The organism is Sphaerochaeta associata, assembly GCF_022869165.1.
GTDB classification, from domain to species: domain Bacteria; phylum Spirochaetota; class Spirochaetia; order Sphaerochaetales; family Sphaerochaetaceae; genus Sphaerochaeta; species Sphaerochaeta associata.
The window spans coordinates 172,741-194,157 of sequence record NZ_CP094929.1 but is presented as its reverse complement, the minus strand read 5'-3'; the positions used below and the strand labels follow the sequence as shown (position 1 = coordinate 194,157).

Sequence of the window (21,417 nt, the reverse complement as noted above, 5' to 3'; positions counted from 1 at the left end):
TGATGTATTGACTACGAGAGATTCTTATCGGCAATCCGCTGCTTCAGATTCTCACTGATCCCTATCTTTCCATGAAGAATACGCTTGATTGCATCAAGCAGGACATCGGGGCTTTCATGCTTCATGATGTATCCGTTCGCACCGCTTGAGAGGGCGCGTTCGCCATAGAGGTTTTCATCATGCATGGATACGACCAGGATTTTAAGCTGGGGATGGCGGAGTCTGCACTCATTGACGAGTGTCAGTCCGCTCTCACCGAGCAGGGAGATATCGACGATTGCAAGTGTTGGGTCGATGGTATCAAGCAGTTGCCTTCCCTCTTGCAGCGAGCCTGCTTCACCGATGCATTCCAAACCCAACCCTTCACGCACCAACGCGCTTATACCGCTTCGATAAAGCGGATGGTCATCAATGATGATACATGTTTTCTGTTTCATACACCCTCCTGCAGGGTAACAGTACAGCTGACCACCGTCCCCTCTGGCGACGATGAAACGTTCAGGCTTCCTCCGATCAGGTTGGCTCGGTAGGTAAGGATCTTCATTCCCATACCGCTTGCCGCCTTGCCTTTCCTCACTTCAAAACCCACCCCGTCGTCGGCAACCTCAACGGTTATCGACTGCTTGTCAGATTGCAGACGTACAGTGATATGGTTGGCATGTGCATGCTTGATGGCATTGTTCAACGCCTCTTGGATAATACGGTAGAGCTGTATCGCCATCTGCGTATCATCAACCTGAAAATGGGGCTGAATCTCAAGAGCGATCCTCCCTCCATCGGTGATGTTCTTCGATTTCACCAGCTGCATCACCGAAGCCGTCAAGCCATTATCCTGCAGGTCGGAGGGGAACAGGTCACGTGCAATCTGCTTGGCTGTATAAGCACTCTTGAGTGCCGACTCACTGATGTGTCTGGCAAGCTGCTGGGCCCCGGTCAACTCGGTTTTCTTGAGTGTCGATTCCAGCGTGGCTGCAAGCATCCCAAGAGCCGCCAAATCCTGACACAAATCATCGTGAATATCCTGACCGATGCGGGTCATGATGTTGTTCGAGATCTCCAGCAGCTCGTGTTCAAGCTCCTTGCGTTGGGAGATTTACTTCTTCAGTTGCTTATTGGCTGCCATAAGCTCCATGGTACGCTTGTTCACTTCCCGCTGTAAGGTAAGTTCACGATCCTTCTCCAAGGACATGATCAAGGCACCCTTCACCGAGGTGGTGATAAGGTCGCGCAGCGTAGCGTAGACATGCATGTCCTTGGCATCGGGGGTGCAGATGAAGTATCCCATCTGCTCCGAGCCGAATTGCAGCGGCTCGCATACATATGCCTGGAAGTCCCCGGGAAGTCCTTGGGGAAGCAGGGCTCTGGTGGAGAACTGTTGCCCGTTGGGTGTTTGAATGTGTACGGCATCCCCATCGAGGCGCATGAAAAGACTTGCCTGGCTGGTGTTCTTCTTATGCATATCGACCATAACCACAGCGGCAAAACGAATTCCCAGCCGTTTCAGGCCATTGGCCAACTCATAAAGAAGTTCCTCAAGCTTGAACGTCCTGACAACCGCAGCTTCGATACGCCTGAGAAAGCCAGAGCGAGAGCGTTCGCTCACCTGCAGGGAGAAAAGGTTCCTCAGACGACCCTGAAGTTGATCGACGGTGGATTCGGCATATTCGGCCCCGCCGTTCATACATCCGCAGCTCTGGCGTATGACGAATGAGGTAGTAAGGTCGGTAAACCTGCTGACTTCATCGGCAGTGCCCAGCTCCAGCTCGGATGCCAGGTACTCGATGGCTCTTCTGCCGAGTTCGGTCGTAGGTTGGTGGATGGTCGTAAGAGCGGGAATGGAAAGAACACTGTAGGGTATGTCATCAAAACCGGTCACCGAAACCCTGGAAGGTACATGGAGGCCATACTCCTCCAAAGCCCGAATCGAACCGAAGGCCATTTGGTCGTTGGCGGCCACAACCGCATCGAAGTCCCACGTCCCCTCAATGGCCGAAAGCGTACGTTCATACGCTTTCTCTTCCAGAAAATCCGCATACACGACAGTCGGTTTTGCTTCGGGAAGCAGTTCAGACAGCGTATCCAAAAATTCACGCTTGCGAGCCTCGCTCTCAGGATGCCCCTGTGGCCCCGCAAGGAATAAAAAGTGCCGACGCTTGTGCACCTCGACCAGATGGCTGGTCAATTGACTCATACCGCCGCTGGCATGGGGGCTGAGCGTATAGACATTGTCAAAAGACAGACCGATCGAGACGATGGGTATGTGGGAGAAGGAAGCGAGGTACCCTGCGATTCGTTCTCGGGAGAAGGAAGAACCCATGGTATTGGTCATGACGATAAGACCGTCGAGCTGGGTTTTCGCCGCCAGGCTGAAGGCGGTGTCGTCCAACGCACCGGCCTTGTTCAAGGTGTCGGAGTTGCTCCCTTCATAGAAGATGAGCTGCACAGGATATCGCCTTGCTTCCTCCAAGGCACCATGAAAGACGAGATTCTGATAATACTCATCGAATTGGGTTGCAAGAAACCCGATTCGTTTTGGAACTGTGCTTCCCATAGTTTCTGCAGTATAGCTCAGATTTGGTTCGAGGATGGATGTATTTTGCAATGAACATCAGACCTCTCCGCTTTTCCTTGACAGACCAAAGCGGGGCTCTTCATACTTGCCTTCATGAAACGACAGCTTTTCAACCCCATTTTTTTGCTCTATATCATCAAATGCCTCATCGGAACCATCATTTGCCATGGGTTTTACAAGGCATTTCCCCAATACTATCTCTCGTGGTCGATCGTGAGCCTGCTGTTGGTCTTGGCCCCCGACTGGGACAACTCGATCACACTGCCTATCGCAAGAATCAAGGCAAACATCACCGGGGCTTTATTAGGGTTGTTCTGTTTCACCTTGCCACTGAGTCAACTCACACAGCTGTGCATCGGGGTTGTGCTGACCATCGCTGTCTGTACGATCCTGAGGATTCCCACCTCCACGCGAAGCGCATTGGCCGCCTTGGTCATCGTCCTTCTGCAGGAGATGGGCAAGCCCATGTGGTCCTACGCCCTGCAGCGCATTGCTGCAGTCCTGCTGGGTTGCCTGGTGGGTTTGGCACTAACCCTCTCGTTCCAGTATGGAGAGAGGTTGCTTGCAAAAAAGCCCCTCTCGTAAAAGAAAGGGGCATTGAATATTACTTGGTTGTTCCTTCGAACACCGGACTCCTTGGTTCAAGGCTTCCTGCAGAATAGCCCCAAATGGTATCGTATTCACTGACATTCTCACCCATTTCAGATAGCTGATTGAGATAACGGGCTATCGATTTGGATTCTATGACAATGACAAACCCCATATCCTCGATCACCTTGCTGTGCGGCCGGGTATGGTCGAATTCAAAGCGCAGAATACGTCTTCCATCCTCGGTGATTCCGATGGTTCGGTAGGTATTGCTCTTGCCGACTCCGGGAAGGTTGAGCGTATTTCGGTCGGGGGAGATGAAGGGTATCTCATCGCCCTGACGGATTGAATCGATTTGTTCGACCATGTTCTGTGCATCCTTCATGAAGGTGCGGATGGTAGCGTGATAGCGTTGGGCGATCTGTCCGATGGAACTTTCCTCAACCTGCTCCTGCGTGCTGCGGGCGTTGGTGGAGAAGAGCTCGCGGTTCTCCTTAAAGCCCTTGACACTGAAGTTGTAGTAAGGAAGCACCCCGATGTCATTGAGGACCTTGCGCAGCTTGGCCGAGTGACCCCTGCGACTGGCGGCAACCGTGAATACTTCCTGGTTGGTGACAGCCCAGCCGGCATCGAGCAACCTGCGTACCGCCTTCTTGGTTTCGGGTGTGACCTCCATCGCCGAGGAGACATGGGTTTGTACCACGCACTGGTCGATTCCCACCATTGCAGCTTTCTTTTTAAAATCAGCAAGGACCTGGGCAAGTTCAGTTGTTACACGCTGGGGAAGGTAGACAGGTATCTTGGTTCCTAAGCGGACCCTTCTCATGGGAGCATACTGCTCTTCAAGACTTCGAGCCTTATTATCCTCGATCTTCTGAGCGGCCATGGTGAGCACGGCATCCAAAATGGTTTTCAGGGACTTGACCGAGCTCATGAAGGCATCGCCTCCGGTGATGAGGATGTCCCACAGGTATGGGTCGTTCCTGAAGTACTCCATGTTCAGCGCAAGCTGTTCCTTCCAGCTTTTCTTCGGGCGCAGTTTCTCCAATTCGAAGTTGAAACGTCCCCCCTGGAAGTCATACATGCGCTGGCAGTAGGAACACAGGCCCCCGCAGGCTCTTCCCATGGTATCGGGGATGAAGATGGCAACATTGGGATAGCGGCGGTGGACGTTGTGCGAGGGAAGCAGCCAACCTGCGGCATTCGGCTCGCCGGGCTTAGCTATGTCCTCTTTCTCCCATGCAACGATCGAGCCGAACTCCTCGACAAGGTCGCGGCTGTAGAAGAGGTAGCTGCGTATCGCTTCGTCGCTATGCGCCCGCTCCTGCTGTTCAAGAGGACGGGTGTCGATGAGGGAGAGGAAGTACGGAGTGGCGAAGATGGGTATCCCCTTCTGCTCTGCTTCGTGCATGATGCCGAGGGTCTTCTCATCCATGCTGTAATCGAGGTAGCGATTCAAGTCATCGGCCGACCGAATGGCAAAGTGGAGATGGAACCTATCCTCCTTCCACCAGAGCAGCACCTGCTTGCGTTTCTCGATTTTTGTCATCCCTTGCTTGAAGTGATAGAATGATCCCGCCTTGGTCTGGTTCTCAATTCTCTCCACCAAGAGCTCGACAATGCGTTCCTTGTTCTTGGCTCTCCAGGCGATGACCGGTTGGTCAAGCCCGCTGGGATGGCGTTCCATCCACTCCAAGACTTTGCTTCTTGGTGGAATATCGCGGTCTTCCACTCCGCTGAGCTGGGCCAGCAGATGGGCCATGTCCTCGACAAAATCTACCGAGCAGGAGCAATCTTGACCCAGCAGCACCTTGCGAAGCAGGGTAATCGGCTGGGAAACGACTTTCCGACCGTGGAGGTTCCCATCCTCGAAGGCCTCTCCCTCATGGTCCAGGTAATCCATCATCCTTAGATGCGCCATGGAAATACTCATGAGTTTGTAATAGTCCTGTTCGGTCTGCTCCTCTCCGGTATAATAGGCCCAAGCTTTCGGGTAGTGTTGTTGCATGACGGCAGAAAAATGCTCACGCAGGTGTGCAACGAGGGCCGCATCATCAAGCTTTCGGTCAAGGAATAATGCGACAACCTCAGGATTGTCCTGCTTCATCCTCTCTACAAGTTCAGTAATGCGTTCATATTGTGTATTCATACTCTAAAGATACAGGCATAGGTTATCAAGTGTCAAGGTTTGTCTATTATTACTTATATTATATATAGTTATATATACACAAACGCCCAGATTCCATCCTCTGCAACAACAAGAAACGCCAATATGAATTTTTGCAACAAAAGCAGGAGGATGTGTTGCAATCAGTCAATTATCACATGCTCTATGGTATACGAGCCTGAACTTCCCCCATCTGCCTGGACTTGTACCAACAAATAAAGAACAAGTCGATCACGTACTGTTATGTGGATTTCTTCTGACCAGAGATCAGGATTATCTGAACGTAACGGATTTTCATGCATACTTGTCTCATACGCAGCAGACGCATCAATCATCGAATTTTCGGTATCATATGCATACAGCATCAACTGCAGATTGCCTGTAAGATTTTTAATTCTAAATGAGTGGGTTTCTCCATCATCAGGTACAGTAACAACCCAATAATCCTCGTCTGAATCTGAACTAATCGCTCCATTTCCGATTTTCCGCAAGAGAACAGTTGCTTGTTCACGAATATCGTTGGGCTCTTGCTCATAGCTAACCGACTCCTCACACCCAACCACCAAGAATACCAGTACAACCAGAAAGCACACAGTCAGTATTCTCTTCATAGCAGACCCTCCTGCCACCTATAGTCTCCTATGGGTTTAGGGAATTGTCATCAGCTCCACCGCCCTCCTTTTCTTTATTCAACCATAGTACAAACCTGTCTTTCTTCCTTGCCCCTCCACACTCAAAGTAGTATCTTACGTCTGTCGGGCTCTCCTTGCCTTGACTATTGGTGCGAAACGACGTATCAATACATGCGTACATATAAATATTTGAGGTGTCATGTTACATTTTTATACACCGTCCTTTGCGGACAAAGCCCTATTCCCCTCGTACAGCAAGTACTTTGCCTACGAGTATTTTTTTTCCTATTCGGTTCTCTGGAAAGAAGCCATCGGATTGACCATTTGTAAAACAGATACGGCTCTGTACATGCATCTGGATGTGGATGACTGCTTTTTGCTGCCCATCACCGACGATCTGCCCAAAGCCATGGCAGAGCTAGAGGCCCACTGCAACGAAAGCGGACAACGCTTCCATCTGGAATGCGTCCCCTCCGAACAAGCCTTGGAACTACAGAAACTCGGCTACACCATCGAGCATGTGCGTGCGCTGGATGACTACATCTATGAAAGCCAGAAACTGATCCACCTCAGTGGAAGGAAGCTGCAGGCCAAACGAAACCACATCTCCCAATTCGAGCGGAACTACACCTACTCAGTCCGCTCGCTCTCCACCAAGGAGATGCGTGACGAGTGCTATAAAATGGCCTCCACCACCTGGCTGGAAACCAAGGATTGCGACACGAAGGAAATCCAGGACGAGTTGAGGGCGTTGCGCCTTGCTTTCGACAACTGGGACACCCTCGGCCTCGTGGGAATGCTGGTCTGTGTGGACCATCACCTGACAGCCTTTACGGTAGGAGAAATCATCGACGACCAACTGGCCATCGTTCACTTTGAGAAGGGTGACACCTCCTACATCGGCATCTATTCGGTTATCAACCAGCTTTTCTGTTCCCAGTACCTCTCCGATGTCAAATACGTAAACAGGCAGGAAGACGCGGGAGTTGAAGGCCTGAGAAAAGCCAAACTCTCCTACAAACCCGACCTCATGGTCGAAAAGTACAGGGTTACCAAGCAGTGATCATCGAACGGGCAAACCAAGAAGATTTCTCTTCATTGAAGAGCCTTTGGTCGGAAGTATTTTCTGAAGACCCGGTCTTCCTTGAACACTTCTTTACTGTTCGGTTTGCCAGCGAACACATCTTTGTCGCCCGCAAGGATGGGATCATCGTAAGCGCCCTGCACGCACTGCCTGCTCAGTATCTACAAGGGGGGACCATCAAGGAATGTTCCTTCATCGTAGGTGCAGCAACCTATGCTTCTCATCGCAAGCAGGGCATCATGGGAGCCTTGCTTGCCGCCGTTAAGCAGGCATACAACCACCCCATCACGCTCTTTCCAGCGGTACGCCCCTTCTACGAAGCAAACGGATACTACACCACCTCCTCGGTACTCGCCTTCCCCTTGGAGGGTATTGAGGCCTCATCAGCTGCTTCGATTCCCATGGATATCGAGCACTTGGACAGCCTCTACCGAACCGAACACGCTCTTCATGGATGCCTGCTTCGTGACAGGAAAGCCTGGGACTTCCTGACCGAAGGCTATCAAACGCTCTGTGTTCAAAACGGTTATGCGTTCATCAGTGGAGGCAAAGCCGTTGAAACCTGTGCCAGTGACGAAACCGCAGCCAAAGAGCTGCTGGCTTTGCTTGCATCCAATGCTGTTACAGAGGTGCACACCCTGGAAAACTCCTTCCTGACCCGTCTGCTGGACAGGAAGAAAGCAGTGCCCATCCCGATGGGGATGAGCACTGACACATCAATGCAGGGCGTCTACATTGCTGAACAATACTGATTGCTAACGCACCGTCACCTCAAAGGAATGGGACCAACTGTCACCCTTGTCGTTGGTGATCGTCAGGGTGAACGGAATAACAGAACCTGCTGGAGCCGAATCGCTTACAATGAAGCGGAAGGTATTGGCTTCACCACGTACCTGTTGCTTGCTCTTCGTTGCAAAGCGACTGTTGTTCGTACTGGACAGTCCTGCGGACAATCTTCCCAACTGCAGTTCATCCCTTAGAATCCGAACATAATCACTTTGTGTAGAGAGCACAGCCTTCAAGCCGGAAAGGTTCACATTACCTGTATTGCTGTAAGAGAAGCCGATACCGATCTGGGTATTGGTCGGAAGCTTTGTCTGGTCGTAGTAGAGAACCGTGACATCCTCGATGGCGAGGCGCTTCCATAAAGCCTCAAAGAAAGCCCCCTTTCCTTCGGTGGTATAAGAAACAGGGTCGGTGATGAGCTTTCCTGTCGTTTGGTCATACCAGCCGGAAAAAATCGCAGAAGCATCACCCGAAGCGGGAGTGGGGACCTCGACCTTCCCTTCCTCAAAGAAGACATCGGTCTTGTTCAGGTCATCGACGAACCGCACCCCGCTCTGATAGATGGCATAGAGCGTCTGATCGGTATAGCTCATCGTAATCGTCTCACCCGGTTGATACGTCACTTCATCAGGTGTCAAACCCCATCCGGCGAGCACACCGAGGTGAGTGGAATTGAACCTGATCTGGGAACTATCGGGAAGGGTAATCTGTGAACCCGGTTCTCGCCTGATCTGCTGACGGTAGCTGTATCGGTAATTCTCCCCCTCGGAAGAGAAGTCGAGCGTCACAGAGGGCTTGTAGTAGGCGCTGATCTGATAAAGCCATGCTGCATACTCGCTTCGCTTGGGCTCATCAAGTGCCAAAATCCTCTCTAGCAACGCTTCAGTCTGTGAACTGGTCATCCGATAGTCTGCAAGCCTGTTCAGACTCTCCCATGCTTCGAAATAAGCAGTTCTATCGCCCTTGGAGCGGGCTTGGGACAGGTTCTTGTACGCTTCATCCTGTTCGCGCACCACCGCATCCTTGAGGGTATCGATGGACTTCTTCAGCTCCTCAAGACTCATGGTAGTAATATCGGAAGTCTGAAGAGTTGCATACTGTTTCTCAGCAGTCGGGGCAGCCGTTACGGCAACCATCCCGATTAATACGACAAAACTGATCATCAAGAGTATACGTGTTCGCTTCATAGACAATTCTCCTTCATCTCTTGTTACTTAACTCTATAGCAACAGAGAAAGAGGAAGGCAACATGCACAGGTATATCTTCACACACTCTTTAACTGTTTGAAGAAATATGAAGACAAACCTTTCGGCCGTTGAAGGTGAGCAGACCTTCATGTTGCAGTAAGGTAAACTCCCGACTGAGGGAAGTCCGGGCAAACCCCAGGCGGTTTGCAAGCTCGGTCTTGCTCATGGGCAACATCACGGTATTGCCGCCCTGTTGCCGACAGAGCTGGTGCAGGTATTCAAGCAGACTTTGCCTGAGCGTCTGCTCATTGAGCTTGGTCACCGTCAGCCCCAGCTCATGAGCCCTGTCACTGATAATCTGAAGAAGACCCACCAAGAACTCCCGCTTTTCAGTGCACAGTGTAAGAACCAGACCCTTCTTCAAGCGTACGACCGAGCTTGCACGGTCGCACACAACCTGCATCGGGTAGTGGTTGTACCTGCTGAACAGCAAAGTCGCACCCCAAACATCCCCCGCCTCAAGCACCCTGGCCTTGAAGACGGTCCCCTGCTCGTCGATGCTCTGCAGCGAGAGGCTGCCTTGTATGATTACATCGAGGGAGGCACATGCGTCGCCCTGCAGGGCTACCAGCTGGTCTTTCTCAAAGTGCATGAGATTCATACCGCCTTGCTTGAGGTAACGAGCCAGCTCCTCATCCGAAAAGCACTGAAACAGGGCAACCTTGCCCAGGGAGTGTACGATATCCATGCCATCCTCCAAAAGTGTAGCATATGTAACACTCTATCGCTCTCTTGGCTTCTATACTAGACTTCAGCAAGAAGGAGTCAACCATGATTGAAAAGCAGTATACCTATACGCAAACCCATGAGAAAGTCATTGAAAAACTGGTCGGTGACGATGTGGCGATGATCAACCACGTAGTGTTGGCAACAGGCGATGCTCTGCCTGAACACTATTCAGACTCGAACGTCTACCTCGTTGTCGTACGCGGAAGCCTGACGATTCAGCTGGATGAGCAGGAGGCGAATTACTATCAGGCATCGGTGGTGAACGTGCCGTTCCATACAAAGATGAACATTTCCAACACCGGCAAGGAAGCTCTTGAATTCTTCATTGTCAAAGCACCTCACCCACGGGCATATAAGGCGGAGAAGGTATGAAAAAAGTATTGCAGCGAACCATTCAGGTCCTATCCCTTGCCCTGTTCGTCTTCCTGCTCATCAGCGGCAAAATACAGGTATGGATGGTAATCTTCGTCGCTTCGGCCCTCCTCGCCATCCTCTTTTCCCGCTTCTACTGCGGTTGGCTCTGTCCGATCAACACCATCCTAAGACCGATGAGCCATCTGAAAAAGAAGCTGAAGATTAAGAGCCTCAAAACCCCTGCCTTCTTTAAGAATGGAGTGTTCAGGATTATCATGCTCCTTGCTTTCTTGGCTGTGATGGTCGTCGTATTCAGAACCGGAAAAAAGCTTCCCGTTCTTCCTGCACTTGTCCTGGTTGGGGTTTTACTCTCCCTCTTCTTTGAGGAGGAGCTGTGGCATCATTGGCTCTGTCCCTATGGGACCATCCTCTCGCTGCCGGGCAGAGTTGCCAGAAAGGCCATGGTCATCGATCCATCACTGTGCTCCAACTGCACCCGCTGCGCAAAGGCCTGTCCGAGTGGAGCCATTGTGAAGGAAGAGAAGCACCGGATCATCAAGGGCGAGTGCCTTGTGTGCCACGAGTGCGAGCGTGTCTGCACCAAGGGTGCAATTTCTTACAAGTAACGAAACAACGAAGGATGTACACGTACCAGAAAGAGGGAGAGCGGCGACTCTCCCTCCTTGGTTTTATACTGATTGGCACCGGTATGGTTACTTTTTTTCCTTTCGGAAGCAGAGGAACCAGTCGAGGCAGTATTGATTCTCGTCCTTGCTCTCCATGCGTTCCTTTGCCGTACCGCAGCTGCCGGGGGTGGGGATGATGACATCCTGGCCTGGTCTCCAGTTGGCAGGAGTGGCGATCTGATCCTTGTCGGCTTTCTGAAGGGCAAGCACGACGCGCTTGATCTCATCGAAGTTGCGACCGGTGGAAGCAGGATAGAAGAGAATGGTTCTCACTACTGCGTTGGGGTCGATGACAAAGACTGCACGGACCGCCTGGGTGGAGGACTGGGACTGGACCATGCCGTACTTTCGGGCCACATCCATCTTGATGTCCTCGATGACCGGGAACTTCACTTCAATGTTCTTCATGCCGTTCCATTCAAGTTCCTGGATTTTTCTCAGCCATGCAATGTGGGCGTACAGGGAGTCGATGGAAAGACCCACCAGCTCGGTGTTCAGGGATCTGAACTCATCGGCCATCGATGCGAAAGTCATGAATTCGGTGGTACAGACAGGGGTGAAGTCGGCGGGGTGGCTGAAAAGAATAACCCACTTGCCTTTGTAGTCCTCGGGAAAGTTCATCGGGCCCTGGGTGGTAACCGCCTTGAAAGCGGGGGCCTTGTCTCCGATCAGGGGCATGCCGGCTGGGGTGTTCTGCATTTCGTCCATGGTGTAAGTCTCCTTAATTATGGTGATTTTCTGATGGACTAATAGTAATCAATCCTATTAATAATATCAAGTACTTATTAGTATATTTTACTATTAAGCTTCTTTGTCTTACCTATTCCGCTGAAAATCAAACAAGATAGAGCTTTATCCCTCTTTGTGGGCCAAAGCAATTTGAATGGAGTACAAAACTCTTGTTATGCCGTACTTTATATGAGTATGATATGGAAAATAAGGAAGGAGAATTCTCTATTAAAGAGCATAGCATCACCCGACGATTCATCATCGGTTTAGTGCTCATTCTTGCCGCCCTCTTAGTCATAGGGTATATCAAGATGAGCTTGACCACCCGTGCGATTGAAACCAACCGCAAGCTTAGCCATACCTATGAGGTAATCACTGAAACCAAAAGCCTGATGCGCACGTTCCTCAACATCCGCATTGCAGAGCGCGGCTACCTGCTCACCGGGGATCGGCGCTATTTGCAGGAAATCGGTGTCAGTTCCTACTCCTTCGACCAGCACCACATCAAGCTCAGCATACTCACCCGCGGTGACGAAGTGCAGCAGCAACGCCTCAAGGATCTGAAAGACACTTTTAATGAATTGATCGTCCAGGCGGTACAACCAATGCTCGCCTTCCGCGATACGCTAACCGGGGAAGTTACCGTTCACATCGAAGAGGAAGAACTCAATCAGTTGATGGAAATCTCCAAATCCCTCTCTCTTGAGTTGGAATCGATTCTCGACCAAATCGAAACAACCGAATATGAGTTGTTGGCGATCCGGCAGCAGGAGGTTGACTTCTGGTATTTGCTCGACCGCATTATCACCTTCCTCGGTCCTATCTTCATTATCCTTATTACGTTCTTTGCGGGCCGCGGAGCAGTAGTCCGTCTGGACCGATACCGACGCCAACAGGAACGAGACCAACGTGAGCTGCGTTCTGCCCGCGACCGGTTTGCATCGGTGATCAAGGGCTCGAATCTGGGAACCTGGGAGTGGAACATCGTAACGGGTACGGTGCAGGTCAACGACAGCTGGGCCTCCCTGCTCGGCTATACAAAAGAGGAGCTCGAACCGGTTACCATTGAGACGTTCAAGCGGCTGACGGAACCTGAGGATTTTGCCCGCTCCATTGCTCTCTTGGAGCAACACTTTCGCGGAGAAATGGACTTCTACTCCTGCGATGTACGCATGCAACACAAGGACGGCCACTGGGTTTGGATTCTCGACCGCGGGCAGGTCATTACGTGGGACGAGCAACACAACCCGCTCATCATGACCGGCACCCATGCCGATATATCAAAGCGTGTTGCCGACGCCCAGGCCCTTGCCCGCAGCGAGGAGGAAAACCGCAAGATTTTTGAGAGCATGAACCAAGGTTTCGCCTACAGCCAGATCCTGCTTGACGAGAACGGGGTTCCCAACGACTACCGCATCCTCAGGGTCAACCAGAACTTCGAGGCACAGACAGGCCTTGAGAACAAGAACTCGGTCGGCAAGCGCATCACCGAGCTCATCGATGTGGTGGAACCGATATGGTTCGAAAACAACGGCAAGGTCGCCCTAACCGGAGAGTCGATGACCTTCGAAGCGTACAATGCCGGCCTGCACAGGCTCTTCAGAATATCCTCCTTCAGTCCTGAGCACGGCTATTTTGTGATGATCATCGACGATATCACCCAGCAAAAAGAGACGGAAGCTCAGCTCATCTACGAGAAAAACCTCTTTGAGACCACCCTGCTGTCCGTCGGTGACGGGGTGATCTCCACCGATGCCCAAGGTAATGTTCAATTCATGAACAAGGCTGCCGAAACGCTTACCGGCTGGAATGCGGAGGAAGCGAAAGGCAGGCGGTTCGAAGAAGTTTTCAAAATTCTCTGCGGCAAGGACCGTCAGGCATGTCCCGATCCCGTACGACAGGTGCTTGAGCAAAAGAGGGCCATTGAACTTGCCGATGATACCATTCTCATCGCCCGTGACGGTTTTGAACGGTACATCAACGACAGTGCGGCCCCCATCCTCGATGCCAGAATGCAGATCACCGGAGTAGTGCTTGTATTCCGGGACAGCACCGAGCAGCGCAAGAAACAACGTGAAATACTTTCACTGAGCTTCACCGATCCCCTGACGAGGCTGAACAACCGCCGCTATTACGACCAAGTCAAGCAGGAGCTCGACACCGAGCCGTACTATCCCCTCACCTTGGTTGTCGCCGATGTGAATGGCTTGAAGCTTACCAACGACGCCTTCGGTCATGAGGCCGGGGATGAGTTGCTGCGCAAGGTCGCCGAGGTGATGCGCAAGACTTGTCGTGAGGACGACATCATCAGCCGCATCGGTGGTGATGAGTTTGTCCTGCTTCTCCCCCAAACCGACGCCCTTCATGCCCAGACCATAGTAAAACGCCTTAATGCGGCACTCCAGAGAGAACACATCAAGGGCATCCAGGTCTCGGTCTCCTTTGGCTATGCAGTAAAGGAAGAGGACGGCGACCACTTCGAGGACACTTTCAAGATGGCCGAGGATGTCATGTACCAGAACAAGCTCGCCAGCAGCCTGTCATTCAAGAAACAGGTTATTTCCTCACTGCTTGAACGGCTCTTCAGCCAGGATCCCACCCTTGAGGAACATAGCCGCAAGGTTGCCGAACTCGCTGCCTCCTTTGCCCATGTGCTTGGATACCAGGAGCATCAGATCCAGGAAATGCGCCTTGCAGGCACCTATCACGACCTGGGCAAAATCGCCATCTCACCGGCGATCATCAACAAGTCAAGCAAAGAAATGACCCGAAGCGAGTTACTTGAGTTCAAACGCCATGCTGAGATCGGGTACAATATCCTACGTTCTGTCGGTGAGTATGCCCCCTTCTCCGAGGCGGTGCTGCATCACCACGAACGGTGGGACGGCAATGGCTATCCGCAAGGCCTGAAGCACGAGGATATTCCCCAGGAAGCCCAGATTCTTGCCATTGCAAACATCTATGCCGACCTTGTCGGTCCCAGGCTGCATGGTACTTCTGTCAGCGAAGAAGAGGCTGTCACCCTCTTGCGAGAACGCAAGAATACCCAGTTCAATCCTGTTTTGATTGAAACTTTCATCACCAAGGTCCTCAACAAAGCTTGACTTTCTCTCTATCCGGCCTACGATAGGGTCATGCAAACCAACGAACAACTCATCACTCTTTGTCAGGAGCTCATCAAGCGACCCAGCCTTTCAGGATCCGAGGGCGACGTAGCCTCCTATATCCAGCAAACCATGCAGAAACTTAGTTTTGATGAAGTCTCTATCGACGCCCATGGTAGTGTGATCGGCAGCATCCACGGCAAAGCAGAGGGGCCGGCCATCCTCATGGACGGTCATATCGATACAGTGGGAGTTGAGAATCCCCAGCTGTGGACATATGGTCCCTTTGAAGGCCGTTTGGTTGATGGACGCATCTACGGCAGGGGCAGCAGCGATATGAAGGGCGCCCTGAGTGCCATGATCGTCTCGGCAGCGACTTTCAAGAAGAGGACTGGAGGCAATTTTCACGGTTCAATCCATGTCTCGGGTACCGTGTTTGAAGAGTGCTTCGAAGGCGTCTCATCCCGTCTGGTGACAGCGCGGATAAAGCCCGATATCGTCATTGTGGGAGAAGCTTCCTCCCTATCCATCAAGCGCGGACAGCGGGGACGGGCCGAGATAGTGCTGCAAACGTTTGGAAAGAGCTGTCACTCATCCAATCCTCAGGAAGGGGTGAATGCAGTTGGCGCGATGCTGACTCTGCTGCCTGAGATTCTTGCCCTCGAACCACCGCACCATAGTGTGCTTGGGGACGGGATTCTGGTCTTGACCGACATAATCTCCTCACCCTATCCGGGTTTGTCGGTAGTACCCGAATCGTGCAAGGTCACCTTCGACAGGCGCCTGCTCCCCGGAGAAACGGAAGCATCGATCCTCGTTCCGATCCAGCAGGTCCTGGACAAGCACCCTGCGATCGAGGCAAGCGTATCGGTGGCCGAGGACAGTCTCTGCTGCTATACCGGTATTGGGATGAGTGCTAAGCGATTCTTCCCTGCCTGGCTTCTTGATGAGGACCACCCGTTGGTACAGACTGCCAAAAAGGCACTGCCTTCCAGCACGCTATCGCACTACAGTTTTTGCACCAATGCAAGCCACTTCTGCGCCGAGGCCGGCATTCCGACCATAGGCTACGGGCCATCGGATGAGAAGCTCGCCCATACGGTTGACGAGTACATCAGTGTAGAGCAGCTCTCACTGGCCCTGGGTGGGTACCTCAGCCTGCTTGACCACCTGCTGCTTTGACGCAGTGCGCCCGTAGATCAGGCCCACTGCAACCAAGAGAATACCGCTGACCACCAGAAGAATCTGGATTGAAATCCGGTCTGCGAGAGGTCCGAAAACCAGAATTCCCAGGGGGATGGCACTTCCGCTGAGTATCTGCACGATGGAAAAGACTCTTCCCAGCTTATCCTCATCGCTTATCTCCTGGATCATGACTATCTCGGCTGTATTGAGGAAGGGAACAAAAATTCCACCCAACCCCATGACGATGAGATAGATGACAAAGGTGGGGGCAACACCGAGCAGGGCGAAACAGGAGCCGAAGGCCACCAAGGAGAGTGATATCGCTGTGACTTTATTCTTGAAATTTCCCTTCAGCGAGACCAGCAGCCCGCCGAGCAGCGCTCCGCCGGTCCACACCATCTCGTTGAGAGTCAAACGCCATACTTCACCGCCGAAGGTGCGCTCAACGAGCAGGGGTGTAAGAATGGCCGCGGGGGTGATGAGAAAGAACGAAAAGCCATAACAGATCAGAAGGTTACGAAGGATGGGGTTGGAGAAGGTGTAGGAAATACCCACCTTCATATCTGCTGCGACCGAGTGCGTCTCTTCCGCCCGTTTTGGCTTGGCAACCTTGATGAAGCTGAAAACCACGACTGCAAGCGTTGCTGTTACCACATCCAGATAAAAGGTGGAGACCAAGCCAAAGAGGCCGAGCATCATGCCCCCTACTGCAGGAGAGAGCAGCATAAGAGCCGAACTGATGCTCTGGTTGATTCCTTGGATACGCACCAAGTGTTCCTCACTCACCAATTGGGGGATGATTGCATTCACAGCCGGGCTCTGGATTCCGCTACCTATGGAGCGGATCACCGAAACGGCGAGAATGGCCCCGATCGACTCCCAGCCTAAGGAAAAGACAAGGGCTAAAACAAGGGTGGCGACTGCAATGAAGCTGTCGCTGAGCATGATCAGGACCTTGCGGCTGTGACGATCGGCCCATACCCCGCTGTAGAGGCTGATGACCAGGTGGGGCACCATCTGCGCAAGGGTTGCCAGCATGAGATAGATACCCGAGGAGGTTTCCAAGGTGATGTACCAGATGATGGCAAATCCGACTACAGAAGAGCCGAAGATGGAGAGATTCTGACTGAGAAGAAAGAGGACCACCCGCTTGGAAAACAATGGGGGTGCCTTCTGTTGTAAGGTGTCTTGCATATATTCTCAACGTAAGGGTGAATAAGGAGATGCAACAGAGCTCCTACCGACGTCCTCACTGTAGCGAGAAGAGCAGGACCTGTAAAGACCTGCTCAGAACGAGAGTCTTGCAATCGCCTCCTCTTCACTGCCGACAAAGAAGATATCGCTACCTCTGTTGCTCTCTCGGATGAAGTCTCTCAGGCTCTTGCTCGTATACACTGAAAAGTCCCCGATAATGGCCAGCTTCGTCTGATAGGTGACGAACTTTTGCAGAATATCGCCGGCCAGACGAGTCTTCAAGTCGAAGAACCGCTCGTCAATGGCACTGCTGTCGAGAATGAGCCTACGCACCCCACTCTGATAGTGGACACTGGCCATGAGGTCCAAGGCCGAGTCTACATCGAAGATGAGAATCGAATTACTTGTCACCCGGGCGATTGGGACACTCGTATGCTGGATCACCTGTATGTTCATGACACCCTCCTCATCCATTTTGCACGATATAGCCTCTGCTGATGAACCCGTCTGGAATCGAGGGCAGAGGCATGACAGGCCGGCCATCCAACTGGCAGGGTTGGATTGTTATGTCGGAGAAACGAATGGGAAGGCCGACGCTGGTATAGAAATTCGGTCCGTTCTGCAGATGAAAATGCAGATGCGGTTCAGTGGAGTTTCCACTATTCCCGCATCGTGCCAACGTCTGAGCTCGAACAACCTTTTCACCGGCCTTGACCACTATGCTGTCCTTCTTCAAATGGGCCAAAAGACTGTATTGATCCTCTGCATGCTTTATTATCACATAGTTGCCTGCAATGTGGTTTGACCGGTTGAAATACCTACCCTTTCCCAATATTAGGCTATCGTTTGAGCGGTTGTTCACCTTCACCACCACCCCGTCTGCAGGAGACAGAATCGCCTTGTCGTAGCAGTAATAGCTTCCTACCTCCCGTTCATTCCCTGAATAGGAACGTCCGCTCTCCATTTGCAAAAAGTCGTAGGCATAGCGCTGGACGGGAATATTCCATGAGTGTGAGTACTCCTGGGTAAAGCCACCGTTGACAACGGCCCAATGCCCTTCGAAGGGAAGGCTGTAGATTACACTACTGCGAAAAGTCTCCACCGAAGGTAGCTTGTTCCGGTACCGCCTCTTGATCACAAGCATGCCCCACAGCAGTGCAATCGACCCAAAGAACACCGATGCATTGAGGGCTATCTCCACCACCACAAACAAGGCAAACAGCGTAAGGTAGGAGAACAGGGCATAGTCACTGAACAAGGAGAGCAGGTAAGAAAGAAGGCCTATATACTTGGCCCATTTGCTGAACACAGAGAGCCTGTAAAGAAACATATCGGCATCCTTTTTCCATACAATACCGTGTCACTTCGAGTATGAGAAGTGTTCTGCCTACCGAGCAAAGGCATACAGCATCAGATAATCCTCATCCTTTTCCTCAAGGGTGGTGAATCCAAGGCGTTTGTAGAGGTCCGCTGCAGGATTTTCCTTCTGAACCGAGAGGGAGGTTTGTCCGTACCCCGCCCTTTGAAGCAAATCGAGCATTGCACGAAGCAATGCAGTACCTATGCCCATCCCGCGAAATTCATTCTGTACAGAAATGGCAAGTTCAGGGGTATGCTCATCCACATAGCCGTACCCTTTCACAGGCCCCGACAGCACTCTTGCCCAGACGGCTCCTAGAAGTTTACCCTCCTGCTCTGCAACAAGGCAGTAGTCATGCGCCCTTCCAAAATCCTGATAGTAATTTTGGATGGAGGGTTCAAGCAGGACCGACCGAGGCAGAACTTCCTCCCCGACAGGAACAAAGATGGCGTCGTAGAGAAAGTCCTCAAGCAAAGAATACTCTTCTTGTTTGAGCGGCCTAAGGTTGTACTGCATAAAAAACTACCTCTTCGTTGTTGTACGGTCCATGTCCATAGAGCAAGCCTGCTTGCCTGGATATGCGTGAAAAGCCCAGCGCTTTGATTTGGTCGTTTGAGAAGTAATGGTTCCAGAAGCGATAGAGCTTGGTTTCGCCATCCTCGAAGATAATGAAGTGTTGCTCCAGCACTGCACACTGGTCAGGGAAATGGAAATTCCTGTCCAGGCATAGGTAGGGCTCGGGACTGTAAAACCCTTCACCTTTGGAGAAGCTGTAGGAAGCATTGAAGTGCATCTGCTTTATTCCTACTTCGGTGATGGAGTCGAAGAGGAATAGGCCACCCTCTTTCAGATGCTGCTTGATCAGTGAGGCCAAGTGGTGTTGCTCTTCAGGCACCAAAGCTCCAAAGTCGCAATAAATCATCATGATCAAGTCATACGTTTGATCGAGTTTCAGGCTCCGATAGTCCTGCTTCAGGTAGGTGATGCAAAGACCTTCCTCATCACGTCTTTGTCTTGCATAGTCCAAGGAGACCGAAGAGAAGTCCACGCCGGTCACTTCATAGCCCCGCTTTGCAAGCTGATGGGTATAGAGGCCGGGCCCGCAGCCCAGATCGAGGATGGATGCACCCCGAGGCACGAGTTTCTGGATATAATCGAGCGTCGCCTCGATGGCCTTCGGGGAACGACTTGCCGCCTCTACAGAGGGGTCCAAGTGTATTGCAAGCAGCTTTTCCGAGATATAGGGATCGGTCCACATACTGTCCTTTCCCCTGTCGTACGGTTTGGGATGCTCGGTTTGCTGTATCAATGCTTCAATGTCGAGCTTGCAGTGTCTCATAACTCCACCTTGCCATTTCGGCGATCAAGGCATAGGGGATGGGCTTGTCGTAGGGAAACTGTACCGAGCCCTTGCCGGTCTTGTATGCACTCAACCGAGCCTGAAAATGGACAAGTACATCCAATCCGATATGGATTCCCACATGCTTGGCATGACCGTAGAAGTGAATAATGTTGCCCCCTTTCCAGTAAGTGGGCATACCCCAGGACATACGGTGCTCTGCTTCGGGAATTGATGAACCGATGGCCTGATGCAGTTCGGAAAGCAAAAGCCTGATTGATTCTGGCTGGGATGCTATATAGGCCTCAATGGTAGGCTCGCTTTTCCCGCAGCTATGACTCTGATTGGTTTTCTGAAAACTACGGCCACATTTTTCACACGTCCACATCTCAGACCTCCCTTTGTTGGAGCGTCACCTTTATCATGTCTCCCGGTTCTTTTCCAATGCTTTTCCGGATGTCCTTACGGACACCGATGATGTAGCGGATGCTGCCATCGGCATTTGCAAGGCCCATGTTCACTACGCTACCGTCATACGGATGCCCATCGAAGGTGGCATGCACCTTAAGCCTTCCCTTTCCGAACACCTGCTTGATATCGATTGGAACTGCTAAATAGGCTCCATCCTGATCGGGCACCTTCTCTATGATTGCATCAAAGCTGTACATGCTCGTATTTCCTTATCAATCACACCGGCTGTATCAACCGATTCTCCAAAAGCGTCTCAAATGTATTGACCGCACCGCCATGTTCAACGATTTTTCCATCAACCATCCGGTCGATGTCGACTCCATTGAAACTCAAGGTTCGCCCCGTCGGCTTGATGCCGATCCATTGCCCCTCATGCTTCCCCTGCATAATGAATTCAGAGATTACATACTCCCCGTCACAGTGTTGACGGATGATGCGCATAGAGTAGTCGGGGTACGTAACCCTGATTGCCTGGAGGTGTTCTCTCATTCCGGCAATTCCACAGGCATACTCTGTTTCTCCCACCCGTACCGTACAGTCATCAGCAACATAGTCGTACAACCTATCCAACTGATTTTGTGAAACCACTACTTCATAGAAGTACCGTATCCTGTCTTTCTGTTCATCTGCGGTCATGAAGGAACCCTCTCCTTATCGAAGATTCTACACCGCGGCAGAGAGGCAATCCAGACCCAGCCTAACAGGAGAGGAAATCATTGCTCTTTCGAACAAGAATTCCCTCTCTTTCTTCCATCTACACTGCCTTGGATTCTATCGTCGGAGCGAAAGCACTTCGAGTAGTTGCTTTGGAGTAACAATAAAAGACCTGCTTGGAAAATGTTTCAAATTTCCTGTTACAAGATATATATCAGTCAGCTTCTTCGCTTCCATAGTAACTGCATAGAAAATCACATCCTTAGGATCAGGCAAGTCAACCTTGATTTCTTCTGCCTCAATCATCACAGCTTTATCCACGATTCCATCAATAATGAAGGATATCAGTTCTTCTGTGAGCTTAAACTTCGGACGAGCCAGCACTTCTTTATATTCGGAAAAGATTTGCTCATTGAGAACAGGTATGAATTCTCCCTTGAATGCAAATTCAATAACTTGACCTGGGTTTGAATCGTATTTAATCATTGCAGAGACCAAGACACTTGTATCAATAACCACAAAGAGTCTTCTCACG

General features: G+C 51.5%; 24 protein-coding genes. 7 read left to right on the top strand and 17 right to left on the bottom strand.

Going from position 1 to position 21,417, the window contains the following annotated elements; all coding sequences use genetic code 11:
- Positions 1-11 precede the first annotated feature (11 nt).
- The 3 genes from MUG09_RS00875 to MUG09_RS00865 are packed head-to-tail and all read right to left on the bottom strand — an operon-like array spanning position 12 to position 2,551.
- Positions 12-437, bottom strand: coding sequence for a response regulator (locus MUG09_RS00875; protein ID WP_244772697.1), 426 nt, complete (start codon positions 435-437; stop codon positions 12-14).
- Entirely contained in the window at positions 434-1,039 is a 606-nt protein-coding gene (locus MUG09_RS00870; RefSeq protein WP_244772696.1) for a sensor histidine kinase, read from the bottom strand. The genes MUG09_RS00875 and MUG09_RS00870 overlap by 4 nt, the downstream gene beginning before the upstream one ends.
- Before the next feature lie 54 nt (positions 1,040-1,093).
- Positions 1,094-2,551 carry a LacI family DNA-binding transcriptional regulator gene (locus MUG09_RS00865; protein WP_244772695.1) on the bottom strand — a complete coding sequence of 486 codons (1,458 nt, stop codon included), beginning with the start codon at positions 2,549-2,551 and terminating at the stop codon, positions 1,094-1,096.
- Positions 2,552-2,665: 114 nt separating this feature from the next.
- On the opposite strand from MUG09_RS00865, the gene MUG09_RS00860 reads away from it, so the two are divergent.
- Entirely contained in the window at positions 2,666-3,157 is a 492-nt protein-coding gene (locus MUG09_RS00860) for an FUSC family protein (protein ID WP_244772694.1), read from the top strand.
- A gap of 19 nt (positions 3,158-3,176) precedes the next feature.
- Here MUG09_RS00860 and MUG09_RS00855 read toward each other — a convergent pair whose 3' ends face one another.
- Both MUG09_RS00855 and MUG09_RS00850 read right to left on the bottom strand, forming a co-directional pair.
- Positions 3,177-5,309: a KamA family radical SAM protein gene (locus tag MUG09_RS00855; protein ID WP_244772693.1), complete on the bottom strand. Its 2,133-nt coding sequence runs from the start codon at positions 5,307-5,309 to the stop codon at positions 3,177-3,179.
- A gap of 161 nt (positions 5,310-5,470) precedes the next feature.
- Positions 5,471-5,938 (bottom strand): hypothetical protein, encoded by a 468-nt coding sequence (locus MUG09_RS00850; RefSeq protein ID WP_244772692.1) that lies wholly within the window; start codon positions 5,936-5,938, stop codon positions 5,471-5,473.
- Positions 5,939-6,158: 220 nt separating this feature from the next.
- Here MUG09_RS00850 and MUG09_RS00845 point away from each other — a divergent pair, with 220 nt between their 5' ends.
- The gene (locus tag MUG09_RS00845) at positions 6,159-7,022 is read left to right on the top strand and encodes a DUF2156 domain-containing protein (protein WP_244772691.1); all 864 of its coding nucleotides are present in this window, start codon (positions 6,159-6,161) and stop codon (positions 7,020-7,022) included.
- Positions 7,019-7,795 carry a GNAT family N-acetyltransferase gene (locus tag MUG09_RS00840; protein WP_244772690.1) on the top strand — a complete coding sequence of 259 codons (777 nt, stop codon included), beginning with the start codon at positions 7,019-7,021 and terminating at the stop codon, positions 7,793-7,795. Before MUG09_RS00845 ends, MUG09_RS00840 begins: the two co-directional genes overlap by 4 nt.
- Before the next feature lie 3 nt (positions 7,796-7,798).
- Here MUG09_RS00840 and MUG09_RS00835 read toward each other — a convergent pair whose 3' ends face one another.
- On the bottom strand, positions 7,799-9,016 hold the full coding sequence (locus tag MUG09_RS00835; protein WP_244772689.1) for a COG1361 family protein: 1,218 nt from the start codon (positions 9,014-9,016) through the stop codon (positions 7,799-7,801).
- Positions 9,017-9,105: 89 nt separating this feature from the next.
- On the bottom strand, positions 9,106-9,765 hold the full coding sequence (locus MUG09_RS00830; protein ID WP_244772688.1) for a Crp/Fnr family transcriptional regulator: 660 nt from the start codon (positions 9,763-9,765) through the stop codon (positions 9,106-9,108).
- An 83-nt stretch (positions 9,766-9,848) separates the two neighbouring features.
- On the opposite strand from MUG09_RS00830, the gene MUG09_RS00825 reads away from it, so the two are divergent.
- Both MUG09_RS00825 and MUG09_RS00820 read left to right on the top strand, forming a co-directional pair.
- Positions 9,849-10,178: a cupin domain-containing protein gene (locus MUG09_RS00825; protein WP_244772687.1), complete on the top strand. Its 330-nt coding sequence runs from the start codon at positions 9,849-9,851 to the stop codon at positions 10,176-10,178.
- Positions 10,175-10,786 carry a 4Fe-4S binding protein gene (locus MUG09_RS00820; protein ID WP_244772686.1) on the top strand — a complete coding sequence of 204 codons (612 nt, stop codon included), beginning with the start codon at positions 10,175-10,177 and terminating at the stop codon, positions 10,784-10,786. The genes MUG09_RS00825 and MUG09_RS00820 overlap by 4 nt, the downstream gene beginning before the upstream one ends.
- An 87-nt stretch (positions 10,787-10,873) precedes the next feature.
- Here the strand turns inward: MUG09_RS00820 and MUG09_RS00815 are convergent, their stop codons facing one another.
- Positions 10,874-11,554: a peroxiredoxin gene (locus MUG09_RS00815; protein ID WP_244772685.1), complete on the bottom strand. Its 681-nt coding sequence runs from the start codon at positions 11,552-11,554 to the stop codon at positions 10,874-10,876.
- A 221-nt stretch (positions 11,555-11,775) separates the two neighbouring features.
- Here MUG09_RS00815 and MUG09_RS00810 point away from each other — a divergent pair, with 221 nt between their 5' ends.
- Positions 11,776-14,679, top strand: a complete 2,904-nt coding sequence (locus MUG09_RS00810; protein WP_244772684.1) for a PAS domain S-box protein — start codon at positions 11,776-11,778, stop codon at positions 14,677-14,679.
- A 30-nt stretch (positions 14,680-14,709) separates the two neighbouring features.
- Positions 14,710-15,861 (top strand): YgeY family selenium metabolism-linked hydrolase, encoded by a 1,152-nt coding sequence (locus MUG09_RS00805; RefSeq protein WP_244772683.1) that lies wholly within the window; start codon positions 14,710-14,712, stop codon positions 15,859-15,861.
- Here the strand turns inward: MUG09_RS00805 and MUG09_RS00800 are convergent.
- The 9 genes from MUG09_RS00800 to MUG09_RS00760 form a co-directional block, all read right to left on the bottom strand.
- Positions 15,811-17,058: an MFS transporter gene (locus MUG09_RS00800; protein WP_244772682.1), complete on the bottom strand. Its 1,248-nt coding sequence runs from the start codon at positions 17,056-17,058 to the stop codon at positions 15,811-15,813. The genes MUG09_RS00805 and MUG09_RS00800 overlap by 51 nt on opposite strands.
- Before the next feature lie 93 nt (positions 17,059-17,151).
- Positions 17,152-17,514 carry a DUF4180 domain-containing protein gene (locus MUG09_RS00795; protein ID WP_244772681.1) on the bottom strand — a complete coding sequence of 121 codons (363 nt, stop codon included), beginning with the start codon at positions 17,512-17,514 and terminating at the stop codon, positions 17,152-17,154.
- A 10-nt stretch (positions 17,515-17,524) separates the two neighbouring features.
- Entirely contained in the window at positions 17,525-18,388 is an 864-nt protein-coding gene (locus MUG09_RS00790) for a M23 family metallopeptidase (RefSeq protein WP_244772680.1), read from the bottom strand.
- Between the two features lie 57 nt (positions 18,389-18,445).
- Entirely contained in the window at positions 18,446-18,934 is a 489-nt protein-coding gene (locus tag MUG09_RS00785; RefSeq protein WP_244772679.1) for a GNAT family N-acetyltransferase, read from the bottom strand.
- Complete coding sequence (locus MUG09_RS00780; protein ID WP_244772678.1) at positions 18,918-19,757, bottom strand: class I SAM-dependent methyltransferase; 840 nt, start codon at positions 19,755-19,757, stop codon at positions 18,918-18,920. The genes MUG09_RS00785 and MUG09_RS00780 overlap by 17 nt, the downstream gene beginning before the upstream one ends.
- Positions 19,732-20,145, bottom strand: a complete 414-nt coding sequence (locus MUG09_RS00775) for an iron chaperone (protein ID WP_244772677.1) — start codon at positions 20,143-20,145, stop codon at positions 19,732-19,734. Before MUG09_RS00775 ends, MUG09_RS00780 begins: the two co-directional genes overlap by 26 nt.
- Before the next feature lies 1 nt (position 20,146).
- Positions 20,147-20,425: a DUF1905 domain-containing protein gene (locus MUG09_RS00770; RefSeq protein WP_244772676.1), complete on the bottom strand. Its 279-nt coding sequence runs from the start codon at positions 20,423-20,425 to the stop codon at positions 20,147-20,149.
- A 19-nt stretch (positions 20,426-20,444) separates the two neighbouring features.
- The gene (locus MUG09_RS00765) at positions 20,445-20,864 is read right to left on the bottom strand and encodes an ester cyclase (RefSeq protein WP_244772675.1); all 420 of its coding nucleotides are present in this window, start codon (positions 20,862-20,864) and stop codon (positions 20,445-20,447) included.
- Positions 20,865-20,999: 135 nt separating this feature from the next.
- Positions 21,000-21,401 carry a putative toxin-antitoxin system toxin component, PIN family gene (locus tag MUG09_RS00760; protein WP_244772674.1) on the bottom strand — a complete coding sequence of 134 codons (402 nt, stop codon included), beginning with the start codon at positions 21,399-21,401 and terminating at the stop codon, positions 21,000-21,002.
- Positions 21,402-21,417: the final 16 nt, after the last annotated feature.

Excerpts from the sequence above, each read along its gene's own strand:
- MUG09_RS00875 (WP_244772697.1), bottom strand. The coding sequence starts at position 437 with ATGAAACAGAAAACATGTATCATCATTGATGACCATCCGCTTTATCGA.
- MUG09_RS00870 (WP_244772696.1), bottom strand. The coding sequence starts at position 1,039 with ATGACCCGCATCGGTCAGGATATTCACGATGATTTGTGTCAGGATTTG.
- MUG09_RS00865 (WP_244772695.1), bottom strand. The coding sequence starts at position 2,551 with ATGGGAAGCACAGTTCCAAAACGAATCGGGTTTCTTGCAACCCAATTC.
- MUG09_RS00860 (WP_244772694.1), top strand. The coding sequence starts at position 2,666 with ATGAAACGACAGCTTTTCAACCCCATTTTTTTGCTCTATATCATCAAA.
- MUG09_RS00855 (WP_244772693.1), bottom strand. The coding sequence starts at position 5,309 with ATGAATACACAATATGAACGCATTACTGAACTTGTAGAGAGGATGAAG.
- MUG09_RS00850 (WP_244772692.1), bottom strand. The coding sequence starts at position 5,938 with ATGAAGAGAATACTGACTGTGTGCTTTCTGGTTGTACTGGTATTCTTG.
- MUG09_RS00845 (WP_244772691.1), top strand. The coding sequence starts at position 6,159 with ATGTTACATTTTTATACACCGTCCTTTGCGGACAAAGCCCTATTCCCC.
- MUG09_RS00835 (WP_244772689.1), bottom strand. The coding sequence starts at position 9,016 with ATGAAGCGAACACGTATACTCTTGATGATCAGTTTTGTCGTATTAATC.
- MUG09_RS00830 (WP_244772688.1), bottom strand. The coding sequence starts at position 9,765 with ATGGATATCGTACACTCCCTGGGCAAGGTTGCCCTGTTTCAGTGCTTT.
- MUG09_RS00825 (WP_244772687.1), top strand. The coding sequence starts at position 9,849 with ATGATTGAAAAGCAGTATACCTATACGCAAACCCATGAGAAAGTCATT.
- MUG09_RS00820 (WP_244772686.1), top strand. The coding sequence starts at position 10,175 with ATGAAAAAAGTATTGCAGCGAACCATTCAGGTCCTATCCCTTGCCCTG.
- MUG09_RS00815 (WP_244772685.1), bottom strand. The coding sequence starts at position 11,554 with ATGGACGAAATGCAGAACACCCCAGCCGGCATGCCCCTGATCGGAGAC.
- MUG09_RS00810 (WP_244772684.1), top strand. The coding sequence starts at position 11,776 with ATGGAAAATAAGGAAGGAGAATTCTCTATTAAAGAGCATAGCATCACC.
- MUG09_RS00805 (WP_244772683.1), top strand. The coding sequence starts at position 14,710 with ATGCAAACCAACGAACAACTCATCACTCTTTGTCAGGAGCTCATCAAG.
- MUG09_RS00800 (WP_244772682.1), bottom strand. The coding sequence starts at position 17,058 with ATGCAAGACACCTTACAACAGAAGGCACCCCCATTGTTTTCCAAGCGG.
- MUG09_RS00795 (WP_244772681.1), bottom strand. The coding sequence starts at position 17,514 with ATGAACATACAGGTGATCCAGCATACGAGTGTCCCAATCGCCCGGGTG.
- MUG09_RS00790 (WP_244772680.1), bottom strand. The coding sequence starts at position 18,388 with ATGTTTCTTTACAGGCTCTCTGTGTTCAGCAAATGGGCCAAGTATATA.
- MUG09_RS00785 (WP_244772679.1), bottom strand. The coding sequence starts at position 18,934 with ATGCAGTACAACCTTAGGCCGCTCAAACAAGAAGAGTATTCTTTGCTT.
- MUG09_RS00780 (WP_244772678.1), bottom strand. The coding sequence starts at position 19,757 with ATGAGACACTGCAAGCTCGACATTGAAGCATTGATACAGCAAACCGAG.
- MUG09_RS00775 (WP_244772677.1), bottom strand. The coding sequence starts at position 20,145 with ATGTGGACGTGTGAAAAATGTGGCCGTAGTTTTCAGAAAACCAATCAG.
- MUG09_RS00770 (WP_244772676.1), bottom strand. The coding sequence starts at position 20,425 with ATGTACAGCTTTGATGCAATCATAGAGAAGGTGCCCGATCAGGATGGA.
- MUG09_RS00765 (WP_244772675.1), bottom strand. The coding sequence starts at position 20,864 with ATGACCGCAGATGAACAGAAAGACAGGATACGGTACTTCTATGAAGTA.